Genomic DNA, 12,948 nt, shown 5'->3' with positions numbered 1-12,948 from the left:
TGTCTTTACCCGTACCAGAGGTTGGTGAGGATCCCGCGCGGGAAGCGGACCTCAAAAATGCCGTTGAACAAGAAGAAAACCGTCAGCGGTGCGATGATGCCGACCAGCACAAGTGCCCAGACACGCCGCTCACCCCACAGGGCCGCGAGCGACACAGCAAACAGCCCCAGCCCAAGGAAGAGATCAATCTCGGCAATCAGCAGGAACCCGACGAGCAATCCGATTGTGGACTGTACAAGTCGCGAGAGCTTTGCAGGGACCTCATCACGGTCCTTAAAAAGCAACCAGACTGACAGTAGAATGATCAGACCGATAACCAGTTGAGGGAAATCGGAGGGCTGCATACCGCGTTTCAGGATTGGCGGAACGCGTTCGAATTGCGTCGAAAGCCAGAAGGCCCAGGCACAAAACACCAAGATCCCCAAAGGGACGGCGAGCTGCGCGAAACCGCGCTTTGGACCGTGTCCGGTATTCTCATTGGACTTTTGCATTAGTTGTACCAGTTCGCACAAAAAGTGAGCGCGGCAAGCAACTGACCTGCCGCGCGTAAAGGGTCAGATTATTCGATAAAACCCAGCTCTTTCAGAGCGGATTCCATATCGGTGACCATAGTAGTGATCTGGTTGCCCCACTCTTCGGAACCCACCACCGACGTGCTGTCCAATCCGACGGATTCCAAAAAGCCTTGGTAAACGCCGTGGTTCATGGACTTCAGCAGTGAATCCTCGATCTTTGCAGCAACATCATCAGGCGTATCGGCGTGAACAACAAAGCCGCGAACGGTCGAGAAGCTGACATCAATGCCCATCTCTTTGGCGGTTTTCACATCCGGCAGACCTGCCATACGCTCGCTGGCCAAAACAACGATCGGGCAAACGTCGCCTGCGTCGATCTGTGATCCGGCTTCGGCCAGGTTCAGAACAGCCGCGTCAACCGCACCTGCAACCAGTTGGGTCGCGAGTTCGCCACCGCCTTCGAAGGGAACGATTTTCGGGGTCTGCATGCCGCCTTTTTTGGTGAACATAAATGCCGATACGTCATCGATGTTGCCCAAATGGGTGGTGCCATAGCTGATTGGTGATTCCTTCTGAGCCGCGACAAAAGCTTCAGCATCCTCGTATTCACCACAACGCACCATCAGGATCTGAGGGTCATCGGTACCACGAGCGATCGGGCGGATATCATCCAGAGACATCTCAGTCTTGCCTTTGGCAACTGTTGCGGCATGACCGATGGTAAAGGTCAAGATCGAATAGCCATCCGCCGGAACAGTCAAGTAGTGGTCCATAGCAACCGCGCCACCGCCGCCTTTCTTGTTTACGACGACCATGTCGGTGCCCAGTTCGCGACGGGCACGCAGCATCATCATGCGAGTGGTGACGTCAGTACCGCCGCCGTTACCAGCATGGGTTACAACCTCGATGGTTTTGGACGGGTATTCATCGGCAGCAGCGATGGTCCCAGTCAGGGTCATGGCCGCAACCGAAACGGTGGCAAGAAACTTCATCATTTATCGATCCTCCTAAGTTCTCGAACCGGGCCTCCTCAGATCCGATTCGCAATCTCGCACAGCTGTCGTATCAGGTATTTGGAATTTGGTATACCAAGTTTTTTATTTGCCGGCACCTGCCTTAAAAATGGGAGAGAAAATAGGAAAAGCTGTTTTGACTATTCTTAGGTGATTGACCGACCTCAGCCCAAATCTGACTTTCAACAGCCCAGCAATTTCAAAGGGTTTTTCAAGAATTTTGCGTCAGCTATTCGCTTGAGTAAGGCCACAATGCTAACGCACAGAACTCGTGCACTTTCAAAACGTTTGATCCATTTAAACGAAAGGCCGATTTGGGCTCAGCGCAGACTTTCGCTGCACTTACAGCGAACGTCAGCTTTGCGTGCAGAACGAACGTCTTTTCTTTCCAAGTAGGCGTTGGATAGTTATAATCCTCGCATGTCAAAGCGGGACAAACTCAAGCGTAACCGTATGAAGCGGTACGAAGATTTAGCATCGCGTCGAAACTACGTTGAACCGATGCAATACTTGTTTGGGCAGCTGAAAGGCGCTGTTGATAAGGGCAATCATGACAAGGCTATCAAGATTGCGATGTTTCTCATTCCATTTGGGCATGCCAAAGCTCTGCCGCGGAAACAGGATGATGAAGTGGTGGATACCGACCGCCTCATAGTCAACTTCACGCTGGACTGATTACATCCGGGACATCCGGTGTCGGAGATTCCAAAAGGATCAAGCGACTCATCCACCATAGATCTCATGGGGGACTATTTGGGGGGCTAAACAGGAGTGAAAAATACAAGTCACTGATACTATTATATTTATAGCAATCTTGTGGTGCCCAAGGAGAGACTCGAACTCTCACGCCCGTGAAGGCGGGGGATTTTGAATCCCCTGCGTCTACCATTCCGCCACTTGGGCCACGAACACTGGATTAGCGCCCAAGTTCAGGAAGGTCCAGAGGCAAAAAACAACCCATCGTCATTTGTTTTTCCGGCGGCAGTTGACCCTAGGATGACCGCGTGATTTGGCTAACCCATCTGTTGACCGGGATTTTGGCGCCGAATGATACGATCACTCTATGACTGGACTATTCGTCTGGCCGAACACCCGCACGCTTTGTGGGCATTGGCCGTAGTGGCCTTTATTGAAAGCTCGTTCTTTCCGATTCCGCCCGATGTGCTGATGATTCCGATGATCCTGGCGCGACCCTCACGCGCGTGGTTGATCGCGGCAGTTGCGTTGGTCGCATCGGTGCTCGGTGGGTTGCTTGGATACGCGATTGGGGCGTTTTTCTATGAAAGCCTCGGTCAGCCCATCCTCGAATCCATGGGCAAGGCTCACGCGATGGAGGAATTCAACACCCGTTTCAACGATTTCGGGTTCTGGGCTGTACTGGCGGCGGGCGTGACCCCCTTTCCTTACAAGGTCATCACCATTATGTCGGGCTGGACCGGCATGCCTCTGGGCACATTCATTGCGACGTCGATTCTGGCACGTGCATTGCGCTTTTTCATTGTAGCCGGTCTTTTGTGGGGCTTTGGAGAGCCGATCCGCGCCTTCATCGAAAAGCGACTGGGCCTGATGTTCACGTTGTTCATAATCCTGCTGTTCGGCGGCTTTCTCGTGGTGAAATACATATGACACGAAGAGCTCAACTGATTTTGGTCGCTGCCGGCGGCTCTGGCGCGTTGCTGCTGGGGGCGTGGGCATTTCAATACCTTGGCGGTATGGCACCTTGCAAAATGTGCATTTGGCAACGCTATCCTCATGCCGTAGCTTTCGTTGTAGGCGCGTTGGCTCTGGCGCTGCCGCGTTTGAACTTTTTACCCCTCGTCGGAGCACTAGCTGCGCTGTCCACTGCGTCTATCGGCTTTTTCCACGCCGGGGTCGAGCAAGGGTGGTGGGAAGGCCCCTCAAGCTGCACTTCCGGTGATATCGGAGGACTATCGACTCAGGACCTGTTCGACCAGATCATGACCGCGCCCCTTGTACGCTGCGATGACATCCCGTGGGAGATGTTCGGATTGTCCATGGCCGCCTGGAACGGCGTAATCTCGACTGTGCTGATTGTATTCTGGATGCTGGCCTGGCGTCAGAACTCGTCCAGCTCGGCATCCCAGTAAAGAAAGTCGATCCAGCTGTCATGCAGGTGATTGGGCGGGAACTTCCGCCCGACATTGCGCAAGGCTTCGGCATCGGGCTGGCGCGGCGGCTTGCGCAGGGTCATTCCTGCCTGCCGCAGCGATTTCGACCCTTTGCGCAGGTTGCACGGGCTGCACGCCGCCACCACATTCTGCCAACTGGTCACACCGCCTGCGGCACGCGGCACCACGTGGTCAAACGTCAGATCCCCCCGGCTGCCGCAATACTGGCAGCGGAATTCATCCCTTAGAAATAAATTAAAGCGCGTGAAGGCCACGCGCTTTCTGGGTTTTACATAGTCTTTCAGCACAACAACCGACGGTATTCGGATTTCAGTGCTGGGGCTTCGGACGACCTCGTCATACTCGGCCACAATGTCCACCCGATCCAGCCAGGCGGCTTTCACAGCCTCCTGCCATGGCCAAAGGGACAGTGGATAGTAAGACAAGGGGCGATAATCGGCGTTCAAAACCAGTGCCGGATGATGCTTTAGCGCACCGGGTTCCCTGACAAATTCGGTCCTGAAGTCTGCGTCCATATCAGAATCGCTCCTCGCTCTGCTCTGCCCGTTTGACATCAGAGCGGGGAACACCCGCCCCGGCCTTAAGTTAACTATATATCGTGTTAAAACTCTGACAAGCCCTGAGTATCCACAATATCTCGGGGAATGGGTAAGCTGCCTGCGTAACAGGCACATGACAGTTATCCACAGGTTGCACGACAGTATCCGCCGCGCTATGGCGAAGGCCATGAGCTGGTTTATTCGATTCAACAAACCCTTCGACGTGCTGCCGCAATTTACCGACCGGGCGAACGCGGACACACCGCGCAGCACCCTGTCGGATTTCATCGACCTACCGGGCGTCTATCCTGCCGGGCGGTTGGACCGTGACAGCGAAGGGCTGATGCTGCTGACCGACAATGGGCGGCTGCAGGCGCATATCGCCGACCCTAAGCACAAGATGGCCAAAACCTACTGGGTACAGGTCGAAGGGCTGCCCGATGCCGCCGCGCTGAAGGCGCTGCGCGACGGGGTTGAGTTGAAAGATGGCGTGACCCGCCCCGCCAAGGCCCGGATGATGGATGAACCCGATGGGCTTTGGCCGCGCACCCCTCCGATCCGCGAACGTCAGACAGTGCCCGATTGCTGGATCGAACTGACCCTACGCGAAGGCAAGAACCGGCAGGTTCGCCGCATGACGGCGGCTGTGGGCCACCCGACCCTGCGCCTGATCCGCGCCCGCATCGGCGACTGGACGCTGGATGGGCTGGATCCCGGCCAATGGGACAGCCTATCCGAACCCGCGATCAACGCGGCACCACAGCGTAAACGTGACCGCCGACCCCGTCGGTGACAAAAAACTCCGTTTGTGATAGGCTTAGGCCATGAAAATCACGTCGGATATCCCCACCCCGCAGGGCATTCTTGAGGCCGCTTTGTACGTCGATGACCTTGACGTGGCCGAACAATTCTATGGTGAGGTTCTGGCGCTGAAAAAAATCCAGCGGGTTACCGACCGGCATGTGTTCTATCGCGTGGGTGCGACGGTTCTGCTGATCTTCAACGCTGACGAGACCGAGAAACCGCCACTGAACCCCGACCTGCCCGTGCCCCCTCATGGAGCGCGCGGACCGGGCCATGTCTGCCTGTCCATGCCCCGCGACCAGATCGCGGTGATGCGCAAACACCTGCTGGACTGGAACGTACCCCTGGATGCCGAGTTCGATTGGCCGAACGGTGCGCACTCGCTTTACGTGCGCGATCCGGCGGGCAACTCGGTGGAGTTCACAGAACCCCACCTTTGGAATTGATTACCGAAGCGGCTGTTTTTCGCCGCCTACGATGCGGTAAATATCTGCGGATGTGACCCCAACCTTACCCAAAGCATCCTGAAACACGGCCATATGCGGCGTGGCCATATGCGCCTCAAGCGCAGCTTGGCTTTCCCACTCTTCGTACACTCGGAAGCGGTTGGAATGCCCAAGAACCTGGCTGAATTCGTAGATGTTACAGCCTTGTTCTTTCACCGTTTCCGCCACCATTTCCTGCGCGGCTTTTGCCGCCCGTTCAACGCCTTCCGGCGCGACCTCAACCGTTCCAGTAACGACCAGCATTCTTAACCCTTTCTCAGTTCAAACCGTTTGGAAATCCGATCAACCGGTGTGCCGTCCCGAAGGGGAACGCCATAAGCGACCGAGTAGTCCAGAAAACCCATCTTGTCGTAGTAGCTCAACCCTTGGCGGTTATCGGCCCGGATCGTGGCATTGATCGCGCTGAACCCCAAAGCCGCCGCATGTTTCGAGGTTTCGGCAAACAGCGCGCGCCCAACACCTTTCAAAACCGGATCGCGGCGCGCAAAAGTGGCGATATCGGCGCAGTCGTCAGGCAATTTTGCATGCGATCCCAGCCACTGGAAACCGGCCACCTCGCCATCACGGTCCAGCGCAACATGACAACAAATCTTGTCCGGCCCATCCAGGTAGCTTTGCGCAAAAAGTGCCTCAGAGAACGGGATCTCGAACGCAGTCGTCCCCCCGATCTCGATAATCTGGTTGAGGATCCGACACGCGGCTGCCACATCCTCGGGCATCATCGGCCGGACTGCGATCATTGGATCACAGGCTCAGCTTGTCACGCATGAAGGCCAACGCTACGCTCAGGCCATCAGGCGCGATACCGTGGCCGGTACCCTTCATGATATGGGCGTAAACCTCTTTGAAATCGGCAGCCTGCAGCGCCTCGGCCGCCTCAGGCAGCGATTGCGGCGGCACCACATCATCAGCGTCTCCATGCACCAGAAGGATCGGCATCCGACTGACCGTCTCATCGGGCAGCAGATCAGGCTCTAGCAACCGGCCCGAGAAGGCGACGATCCCAGCTACCGGGTCTTCGCGGCGCGGGGCCACGTGCAGGCTCATCATCGTGCCCTGACTGAAGCCGAACAGCACCACCTGTTCGGGCAGCACGTCCTCATCCACCATCAGCGCGTCAAGGAAGGCGTTGAAATCCTCGACCGCCATCTCCATACCGCGACGCGCCTCTTCTTCGGACGAGCCGTCGATCCACGGGATCGGGAACCATTGAAATCCGTTGGGCATACCAGGGATTTGCTCGGGCGCGTCGGGCGCCACGAACAGCGTGTCGGGTAGATGCTCACCCAGTGGTTCGGCCAGCCCCAGCAGATCGGCCCCGTTGGCGCCATAGCCATGCACAAACACCACGACCGAGCGCGTGTCGCCCGAAACAGGCTCTTTTCGGAGCGCATTCAATACTCGAGTCATCTGATCCCTTCTCGTTCCTTTGCCACCCGGTAATAGGCCCACAACACCCGCGCCGCAACCGACCGCCAGGGCGACCAAGCGTCGGCCATCTGCCGTAATTCTTTGTCGGTCGGGCGCTTGGGCAGATCGTAGAGGATACGCGCGGCCTCTTGCAGCGCCAGATCGCCCGGTGCGATCACATCGGCGCGGCCCAGCGAGAACATGGCGTAGATCTCGGCGGTCCAGACCCCGATGCCAGGAACTTCGGTCAGAACGGCGACCACCTCCGCGTCAGGAAGATCGCGTAACGCCTTGTAATCAATACGCGCCTCGGCCAGCGCGCGAGCATAGCGAATTTTCTGACGGCTCAGCCCAACGGCGCGCAGGTCATCATCCGTGGCCCACATGATCTTGCGCGGGCCGGTCAGTTTCGCGTCCTGCAACCGTTTCCAGATCGCATTGGCCGAGGCCACGCTGACCTGCTGGCTGACAATCGCGCTGAGCAGTTGCGCGAACCCGTCAGGCTTGCGACGCAGGGGCAACGGTCCCACCTGATCCAGCGCATAGGCCATGCGCGGGCAGGCATTGCCCAGCCACTCGGCCCCCTCACGCACACAGTCGTTGGTTTCGATGATACGTCCGACGGACATGCGGGCCTCAGGCTGTTTGATTGCGCACACGTTAGGCTGCTTTGACGCATATGCAACCCGCTTGTGCGACATGCTTTTCGCGGATACCCATGGGCGCATGACGATGACCGCCACTACCCCCGATGACAGCCAGGCCAAACGCAACGTCGCCGTTCTGGTGGCCGCGCAAGCGGTGCTGGGCGCACAGATGCCGATGATCTTTATCGTCGGCGGGTTGGCGGGCGAGTCGCTGGCGACCAATGCCTGTCTGGCGACCCTTCCGATCTCACTGATCGTGCTTGGGTCGATGCTGGCGGCAACGCCGATCTCGGCCATCATGCAGCGCTGGGGACGGCGCGTTGGCTTTCTGGTGGGCGCAACTGCAGGTGCGCTTGGCGGTCTGGTCGGGGCTTACGGCCTGTATCTGGGGTCATTCCCCATCTTTCTGCTAGGCAGCCTGTTGACCGGTATCTATATGAGCGCACACGGCTTTTACCGCTTTGCCGCCGCCGATACGGCCTCGGACGCTTTCCGCCCCAAAGCGATTTCCTATGTCATGGCTGGAGGGCTTGCGGCGGCGATCATCGGGCCACAGATCGTCAAGCTGACCTCAACCGCCTATGTGATCCCGTTCCTCGGCACCTATATGGCGGTGATTGCGGTGAATGTGATCGGCTCTGTCCTGTTCTTCTTTCTCGACATCCCGACCCCGGCAAAAATGGCAGAGGACGCACCCAAAGGTCGCACCCGGCTTGAGATGTTGAAAACCCCGCGCATCGCCGTCGCGATCATCTGCGCGATGGTGTCATATGCGCTGATGAACCTTGTCATGACCTCAACCCCGCTGGCGGTTGTCGGCTGCGGCTATTCGGCCAATGACGCGGCCGATGTGGTGACTGGGCATGTTCTGGCCATGTATATCCCCAGCTTTTTCACCGGTCAGTTGATCGCCCGCTTTGGAGTCGAGAGAATCGTTGCCCTTGGCCTTGCCATTCTGGGCGCAGCCGGAGTGGTCGCCCTGCAAGGGGTCGAGCTTGGCAATTTCTTCATCGCGCTGATCCTGCTGGGTATCGGTTGGAACTTTGGCTTTATCGGGGCCACTACGATGCTGGCCTCTGCCCATGACGTGAATGAACGCGGGCGGATGCAGGGCTTGAATGACCTGCTGGTGTTCGGCGGCGTAACCTTTGCCTCGCTTGCTTCGGGCGGGTTGATGAACTGCTCGGGCGGTTCGGCGGTCGAGGGGTGGACGGCGGTGAACCTTGCCATGATCCCTCTGTTGACCTTGGCCGGTGGCGCGCTGTTGTGGCTGGTGTTGAAGCCTACGGAACCCGAGGCCGCCTGATCGCCTACCAGTGCCCCCGCGCGGCCGTCCACATCAGGGACAACCTGCGCCGCATTTCCCCCTGCGCCATATCCCCGGCAGCCACACGATCCGGTTTGGCAATGGCGCGACGCAGCACCCATTCGGCTTGCCACCCGGAATACAGCGCCGGACGTGCCTGTGCCGACACCATCGCCGCATTCGCCCGCGCCCGCCGCAACTGGTCCAACCCTGCTTGCGCCAGCGCCCGCACCCCGTCAGGTGTGCCGTCCAACAATGGGATGCGCCCGCGCGCCTCAAGCTCGGGGATCGCGCGCAACCAATTCGCCACGCCAACCGCATAGCCGAAGTCGCGCAAAACGCCCTCATCCGCTGGCCCCAGAACCTGCGCAGAAGCAACCATTAGGCTACCTGCGCTCTGGTCCAGATAGGTGTCGAAATGGGCCTGATCTTCGAACGGATCACGATATATATCCCAACGCCTTACGGCCACATACTCATCAAGTTGCGCGGCCAGATGAGGCGACAGCACACGGGACAAGGGCGTCACCACCTCGTGCCGGCGCACAGTTCCACTTTCGGCAATTTCCTGCAACGCATCGCGCCACCATTGCAGACGCATTTCGGCGATCATCGTCTCTTGCGTGACCCACGGCGCGCGCGCCACCTCGGCATTTAGTGCGTAAATCGGAAAGAGCTTGGGTCGCACCGCAACCGGAGCCGCCATCACCGCCATGAACCGATCCGGATCAGCGCGATGCACAAGTGCGGCGCAGGCCTTTACGTCATCGTCGAAGGCAACGCTCACTCGGCCACCACCGCCTGCGGCCCGCAATCACGCACCAGTTTCCACTGGATCGCATCCAGCAGAGCCTCGAACGAGGCATCGACTATGTTCGCACTGACGCCCACGGTCGACCAGCGCCGCCCCTGCCCGTCTTCGCTGTCGATGATGACGCGGGTCACAGCCTCGGTCCCGCCTTGGGTGATGCGCACCTTGAAATCCACCAGCCGCATATCCGCCAGAACCTGCGAATATTGCCCCAGATCTTTCGCCAGCGCCTTGGCAAGCGCGTTCACCGGTCCGCGATCGCTGCCATCCTCATCCAGAGACTCACTGACCGACAGCTTCTTTTCGCCGTCGACTTTCACCACGACCACGGCTTCGGACAGGCTGACCATCTTGTTGTACTTGTTCTTGCGCCGTTCAACGGTCACTTTGTACCGCTTGACCTCAAAGAACTCGGGCAGTTGCCCCAACTCATCCCGCGCCAGCAGTTCAAAACTGGCCTGTGCGGTGTCATAAGAATAGCCCTCGGCCTCGCGCTGTTTGATCCGGTCAAGGATGCGCCCCAATGCAGGGTCGGCTTTTTCCACCGACAGCCCCGCCTCGGTCAGGCGCTTGCGCAGGTTCGATTGCCCAGCCTGATTTGACATCGGGATGATCCGCGCATTGCCGACTGCCCCCGGATCTACATGCTCATAGGTCGAGGGATCCTTGAGGATCGCGCTGGCGTGCAGCCCCGCCTTATGCGCAAAGGCCGAGGCCCCCACATAGGCCGATTGTTTGCTGGGCACCCGGTTCAGGATGTCATCCAGCATCCGGCTGATCCGCGTCAGACCGGCCAGCGCCTGTGAGGTGACGCCTATATCAAAGTTCGATGCATAGGGTTCTTTCAGCAACAAGGTCGGGATCAAAGCGGTCAGGTTCGCATTGCCACACCGCTCGCCCAGCCCGTTCAGCGTGCCCTGTATCTGTCGCGCGCCTGCATCCACAGCAGCAAGGGAACAGGCGACTGCGTTTTCGGTGTCATTGTGCGTATGAATACCCAAACGATCGCCCGGCAGACCTGCGGCGATCACTTCGGTCACAATGCGCGAAACCTCGGCTGGCAGCGCACCGCCATTGGTATCGCACAGCACAATCCAGCGCGCGCCTGCGTCCAGAGCCGCCCGGCAGACCTGAACCGCATAGGCGGGATTGTCCCTGTAGCCATCAAAGAAATGCTCGGCGTCAAACAGCGCCTCGCGCCCCTGCGCCACGATATGCGCGAACGAGGCGCGGACATTCTCGACATTCTCTTCCAGTGTGGTCCCCAACGCGTGGGTCACGTGGTAGTCATGGGACTTGCCCACCAGACAGACGGCCTGCGTGCCAGCATTCATCACGGCGGCCAGCACATCATCATTCTCGGCCGACCGGCCCGACCGTTTAGTCATCCCAAACGCTGTCAACCGGGCCGAGGTCTTTGGCGCAACCTCGAAAAACGCGCTGTCGGTGGGGTTTGCACCGGGCCAACCGCCCTCGATATAGTCCACGCCCAGCTCATCCAGAGCCTTGGCAATCTGCACCTTTTCAGCAGTCGAGAACTGCACACCCTGGGTCTGCTGCCCGTCGCGCAGGGTGGTGTCGTATAGATAAAGCCGTTCCTTCGACATCACACACCCTCCAGCTTGGCAGCGTCAAACCCGGCCCCCGGCACCAGCTCCACACCGTCCTTGCTCATCCGCACTTCCAGCCCTGCTGCGACATAGGCCGCCTTCAACCGGTCCACTTCCGAGAAGTCCTTGCTTTGCATCGCCTGGGCCCGCGCCTCGGCCAGACGCGCCGCATGACCAGAAAGATCTGCCGAGCCCGTATCGGCCCAAGCGCCCATTTCAGGCTCCAACAACCCCAGAACTTGCGCACTGGCCAACAGGCCCGCTGCGTCACCCTCTGCCGCCAGACGGTGGAGTTCCGCGACAGCCCCCGCCGTGTTGAGGTCATCACCCAGCGCGGCTATCAACGAGGGGGCCGCGCTGGCGGCGGGCTCGATGCCCGCTGTCAGCGCCCGCCACTTGCGCAGCGTCGCCTCGGCGTCGCGGGCTTTCTTCTCGGTCCAGTCCATCGGCTTGCGGTAATGCGTCTGTAAGAACACAAACCGGATCACCTCACCCGGAACGCCCTGATCCAGCAGATCATGTACGGTGAAGAAATTGCCCAAAGACTTGGACATCTTCTTGCCCTCAACCTGCAGCATCTCATTATGCAGCCAAACCCGCGCGAACTCGCCCTCGGGATGGGCGCAGCAGCTTTGCGCTATCTCGTTTTCATGATGAGGGAACATCAGATCATTGCCGCCGCCGTGAATGTCAAAACTCTCACCCAACAGCTCAAAGCTCATGGCCGAGCATTCGATATGCCATCCCGGACGTCCCCGTCCCCACGGGCTGTCCCAGCCCGGCAACTCGTCACTCGACGGTTTCCAAAGCACGAAATCCATCGGGTTTTTCTTGTAAGGCGCAACCTCGACCCGCGCCCCGGCGATCATGTCATCGACCGAACGACCAGACAGCGCGCCGTATTTAGCCTTCCAGCTGTCCACAGCGAACAGAACATGCCCCTCGGCTGCATAGGCGTGGCCTTTGGCGATCAAGTCCTCGATCATGGCTATCATCTGGCCAATATACTGCGTCGCGCGCGGCATCTCGTTGGGCTCCAGCGCGCCCAAAGCGCCCATGTCATGCAGGTACCAGCCGATCGTCTCGTCCGAGCGTTCCTGCACAAGCTGCTCCAACGTGCCCGCTGCACCCGCTTTCTGCCGCGCCAGAGCAGTCGCGTTGATCTTGTCATCCACGTCGGTGAAATTGCGCACATAGGTTACGTGATCCGCGCCATAGGTGTGGCGCAGCAACCGATAGAGCACGTCAAACACCACTACGGGCCGCGCATTGCCCAGATGGGCGCGGTCATAAACCGTCGGACCACAGACATACATCCGCACGTTGTCAGCACTGATCGGCACGAAATCCTCTTTCGTCCGGGTCCTTGTGTTGTGCAGTTTGATCGTAGTCATCGGTCGGCTCCTAAGAACGGCGTGGCGTCTCGCGTTGGCGCGGGCTTAGCAACTTGTCTCAGGGATGAAAACGAAAGAAACTGGCCCGCTTGATAAATCAGCAGGAAATGCAGCAGGTAATGATGCAGAACGTCAGTTTCATAGAGTTTGGTTATCATGCGGGCATTGTTCCGCCAAGCCCCTGTTTTCACGCTGCCTCGAATTGACATTCACAAAACGCTCTGGCCCTTTCGGCTACAAAAC

Annotated in this window: 16 protein-coding genes and 1 tRNA gene; 6 read left to right on the top strand and 11 right to left on the bottom strand. The window is 58.6% G+C overall.

The window, feature by feature from the left end; all coding sequences use genetic code 11:
- Positions 1-5: 5 nt before the first annotated feature.
- Both AC2FNR_RS18200 and AC2FNR_RS18195 read right to left on the bottom strand, forming a co-directional pair.
- Complete coding sequence (locus tag AC2FNR_RS18200; protein WP_496850566.1) at positions 6-491, bottom strand: tripartite tricarboxylate transporter TctB family protein; 486 nt, start codon at positions 489-491, stop codon at positions 6-8.
- A gap of 68 nt (positions 492-559) precedes the next feature.
- Entirely contained in the window at positions 560-1,510 is a 951-nt protein-coding gene (locus AC2FNR_RS18195; RefSeq protein WP_496850564.1) for a Bug family tripartite tricarboxylate transporter substrate binding protein, read from the bottom strand.
- Positions 1,511-1,981: 471 nt separating this feature from the next.
- Between AC2FNR_RS18195 and AC2FNR_RS18190 the strand changes: the two genes are divergently transcribed.
- Positions 1,982-2,203 carry a hypothetical protein gene (locus tag AC2FNR_RS18190; RefSeq protein WP_496850562.1) on the top strand — a complete coding sequence of 74 codons (222 nt, stop codon included), beginning with the start codon at positions 1,982-1,984 and terminating at the stop codon, positions 2,201-2,203.
- 142 nt (positions 2,204-2,345) lie between these two features.
- Here AC2FNR_RS18190 and AC2FNR_RS18185 read toward each other — a convergent pair.
- A tRNA-Leu gene (locus tag AC2FNR_RS18185) sits at positions 2,346-2,431 on the bottom strand.
- Positions 2,432-2,575: 144 nt separating this feature from the next.
- On the opposite strand from AC2FNR_RS18185, the gene AC2FNR_RS18180 reads away from it, so the two are divergent.
- Together AC2FNR_RS18180 and AC2FNR_RS18175 are read left to right on the top strand one after the other, a co-directional pair.
- The gene (locus AC2FNR_RS18180; RefSeq protein WP_496850560.1) at positions 2,576-3,154 is read left to right on the top strand and encodes a YqaA family protein; all 579 of its coding nucleotides are present in this window, start codon (positions 2,576-2,578) and stop codon (positions 3,152-3,154) included.
- Positions 3,151-3,636 carry a disulfide bond formation protein B gene (locus tag AC2FNR_RS18175; RefSeq protein WP_496850558.1) on the top strand — a complete coding sequence of 162 codons (486 nt, stop codon included), beginning with the start codon at positions 3,151-3,153 and terminating at the stop codon, positions 3,634-3,636. The genes AC2FNR_RS18180 and AC2FNR_RS18175 overlap by 4 nt, the downstream gene beginning before the upstream one ends.
- Here AC2FNR_RS18175 and AC2FNR_RS18170 read toward each other — a convergent pair.
- Positions 3,606-4,193, bottom strand: a complete 588-nt coding sequence (locus tag AC2FNR_RS18170) for an HNH endonuclease (protein ID WP_170354266.1) — start codon at positions 4,191-4,193, stop codon at positions 3,606-3,608. The genes AC2FNR_RS18175 and AC2FNR_RS18170 overlap by 31 nt on opposite strands.
- A gap of 211 nt (positions 4,194-4,404) precedes the next feature.
- Here AC2FNR_RS18170 and AC2FNR_RS18165 point away from each other — a divergent pair, with 211 nt between their 5' ends.
- The gene (locus AC2FNR_RS18165) at positions 4,405-5,010 is read left to right on the top strand and encodes a pseudouridine synthase (RefSeq protein WP_496850556.1); all 606 of its coding nucleotides are present in this window, start codon (positions 4,405-4,407) and stop codon (positions 5,008-5,010) included.
- A gap of 31 nt (positions 5,011-5,041) precedes the next feature.
- Complete coding sequence (locus AC2FNR_RS18160; protein WP_496850554.1) at positions 5,042-5,467, top strand: VOC family protein; 426 nt, start codon at positions 5,042-5,044, stop codon at positions 5,465-5,467.
- Here the strand turns inward: AC2FNR_RS18160 and AC2FNR_RS18155 are convergent, their stop codons facing one another.
- The 4 genes from AC2FNR_RS18155 to AC2FNR_RS18140 are packed head-to-tail and all read right to left on the bottom strand — an operon-like array spanning position 5,468 to position 7,566.
- A complete protein-coding gene (locus tag AC2FNR_RS18155; RefSeq protein ID WP_496850552.1) occupies positions 5,468-5,770 on the bottom strand; it encodes a putative quinol monooxygenase in 303 nt (100 codons plus the stop codon).
- A 2-nt stretch (positions 5,771-5,772) separates the two neighbouring features.
- Positions 5,773-6,267, bottom strand: coding sequence for a GNAT family N-acetyltransferase (locus AC2FNR_RS18150; protein ID WP_496850550.1), 495 nt, complete (start codon positions 6,265-6,267; stop codon positions 5,773-5,775).
- 4 nt (positions 6,268-6,271) lie between these two features.
- Positions 6,272-6,937 (bottom strand): alpha/beta hydrolase, encoded by a 666-nt coding sequence (locus AC2FNR_RS18145; protein WP_480865613.1) that lies wholly within the window; start codon positions 6,935-6,937, stop codon positions 6,272-6,274.
- A complete protein-coding gene (locus AC2FNR_RS18140) occupies positions 6,934-7,566 on the bottom strand; it encodes a DNA-3-methyladenine glycosylase family protein (RefSeq protein WP_496850548.1) in 633 nt (210 codons plus the stop codon). The genes AC2FNR_RS18145 and AC2FNR_RS18140 overlap by 4 nt, the downstream gene beginning before the upstream one ends.
- A gap of 97 nt (positions 7,567-7,663) precedes the next feature.
- Between AC2FNR_RS18140 and AC2FNR_RS18135 the strand changes: the two genes are divergently transcribed.
- On the top strand, positions 7,664-8,890 hold the full coding sequence (locus tag AC2FNR_RS18135; protein WP_496850546.1) for an MFS transporter: 1,227 nt from the start codon (positions 7,664-7,666) through the stop codon (positions 8,888-8,890).
- 4 nt (positions 8,891-8,894) lie between these two features.
- Here the strand turns inward: AC2FNR_RS18135 and AC2FNR_RS18130 are convergent, their stop codons facing one another.
- From AC2FNR_RS18130 to cysS, 3 genes are read right to left on the bottom strand one after another with little or no spacing between them, the layout of a single operon-like run.
- On the bottom strand, positions 8,895-9,677 hold the full coding sequence (locus tag AC2FNR_RS18130; protein WP_170752956.1) for a squalene/phytoene synthase family protein: 783 nt from the start codon (positions 9,675-9,677) through the stop codon (positions 8,895-8,897).
- Positions 9,674-11,308 (bottom strand): citramalate synthase, encoded by a 1,635-nt coding sequence (gene cimA / locus AC2FNR_RS18125; RefSeq protein WP_496850544.1) that lies wholly within the window; start codon positions 11,306-11,308, stop codon positions 9,674-9,676. Before cimA ends, AC2FNR_RS18130 begins: the two co-directional genes overlap by 4 nt.
- On the bottom strand, positions 11,308-12,705 hold the full coding sequence (gene cysS / locus AC2FNR_RS18120; RefSeq protein WP_496850543.1) for a cysteine--tRNA ligase: 1,398 nt from the start codon (positions 12,703-12,705) through the stop codon (positions 11,308-11,310). Before cysS ends, cimA begins: the two co-directional genes overlap by 1 nt.
- Positions 12,706-12,948 lie beyond the last annotated feature (243 nt).

This window comes from Ruegeria sp. SATB045, assembly GCF_059613525.1.
The sequence above is the reverse complement of the archived record's forward strand: the minus strand, read 5'-3'. Positions and strand labels throughout refer to the sequence as shown.

Bases quoted from the DNA above. Each gene is read 5' to 3' on its own strand.
- AC2FNR_RS18200 (WP_496850566.1), bottom strand. From the start codon at position 491: ATGCAAAAGTCCAATGAGAATACCGGACACGGTCCAAAGCGCGGTTTC.
- AC2FNR_RS18195 (WP_496850564.1), bottom strand. From the start codon at position 1,510: ATGATGAAGTTTCTTGCCACCGTTTCGGTTGCGGCCATGACCCTGACT.
- AC2FNR_RS18190 (WP_496850562.1), top strand. From the start codon at position 1,982: ATGAAGCGGTACGAAGATTTAGCATCGCGTCGAAACTACGTTGAACCG.
- AC2FNR_RS18180 (WP_496850560.1), top strand. From the start codon at position 2,576: ATGATACGATCACTCTATGACTGGACTATTCGTCTGGCCGAACACCCG.
- AC2FNR_RS18175 (WP_496850558.1), top strand. From the start codon at position 3,151: ATGACACGAAGAGCTCAACTGATTTTGGTCGCTGCCGGCGGCTCTGGC.
- AC2FNR_RS18170 (WP_170354266.1), bottom strand. From the start codon at position 4,193: ATGGACGCAGACTTCAGGACCGAATTTGTCAGGGAACCCGGTGCGCTA.
- AC2FNR_RS18165 (WP_496850556.1), top strand. From the start codon at position 4,405: ATGAGCTGGTTTATTCGATTCAACAAACCCTTCGACGTGCTGCCGCAA.
- AC2FNR_RS18160 (WP_496850554.1), top strand. From the start codon at position 5,042: ATGAAAATCACGTCGGATATCCCCACCCCGCAGGGCATTCTTGAGGCC.
- AC2FNR_RS18155 (WP_496850552.1), bottom strand. From the start codon at position 5,770: ATGCTGGTCGTTACTGGAACGGTTGAGGTCGCGCCGGAAGGCGTTGAA.
- AC2FNR_RS18150 (WP_496850550.1), bottom strand. From the start codon at position 6,267: ATGATCGCAGTCCGGCCGATGATGCCCGAGGATGTGGCAGCCGCGTGT.
- AC2FNR_RS18145 (WP_480865613.1), bottom strand. From the start codon at position 6,937: ATGACTCGAGTATTGAATGCGCTCCGAAAAGAGCCTGTTTCGGGCGAC.
- AC2FNR_RS18140 (WP_496850548.1), bottom strand. From the start codon at position 7,566: ATGTCCGTCGGACGTATCATCGAAACCAACGACTGTGTGCGTGAGGGG.
- AC2FNR_RS18135 (WP_496850546.1), top strand. From the start codon at position 7,664: ATGACGATGACCGCCACTACCCCCGATGACAGCCAGGCCAAACGCAAC.
- cimA (WP_496850544.1), bottom strand. From the start codon at position 11,308: ATGTCGAAGGAACGGCTTTATCTATACGACACCACCCTGCGCGACGGG.
- cysS (WP_496850543.1), bottom strand. From the start codon at position 12,705: ATGACTACGATCAAACTGCACAACACAAGGACCCGGACGAAAGAGGAT.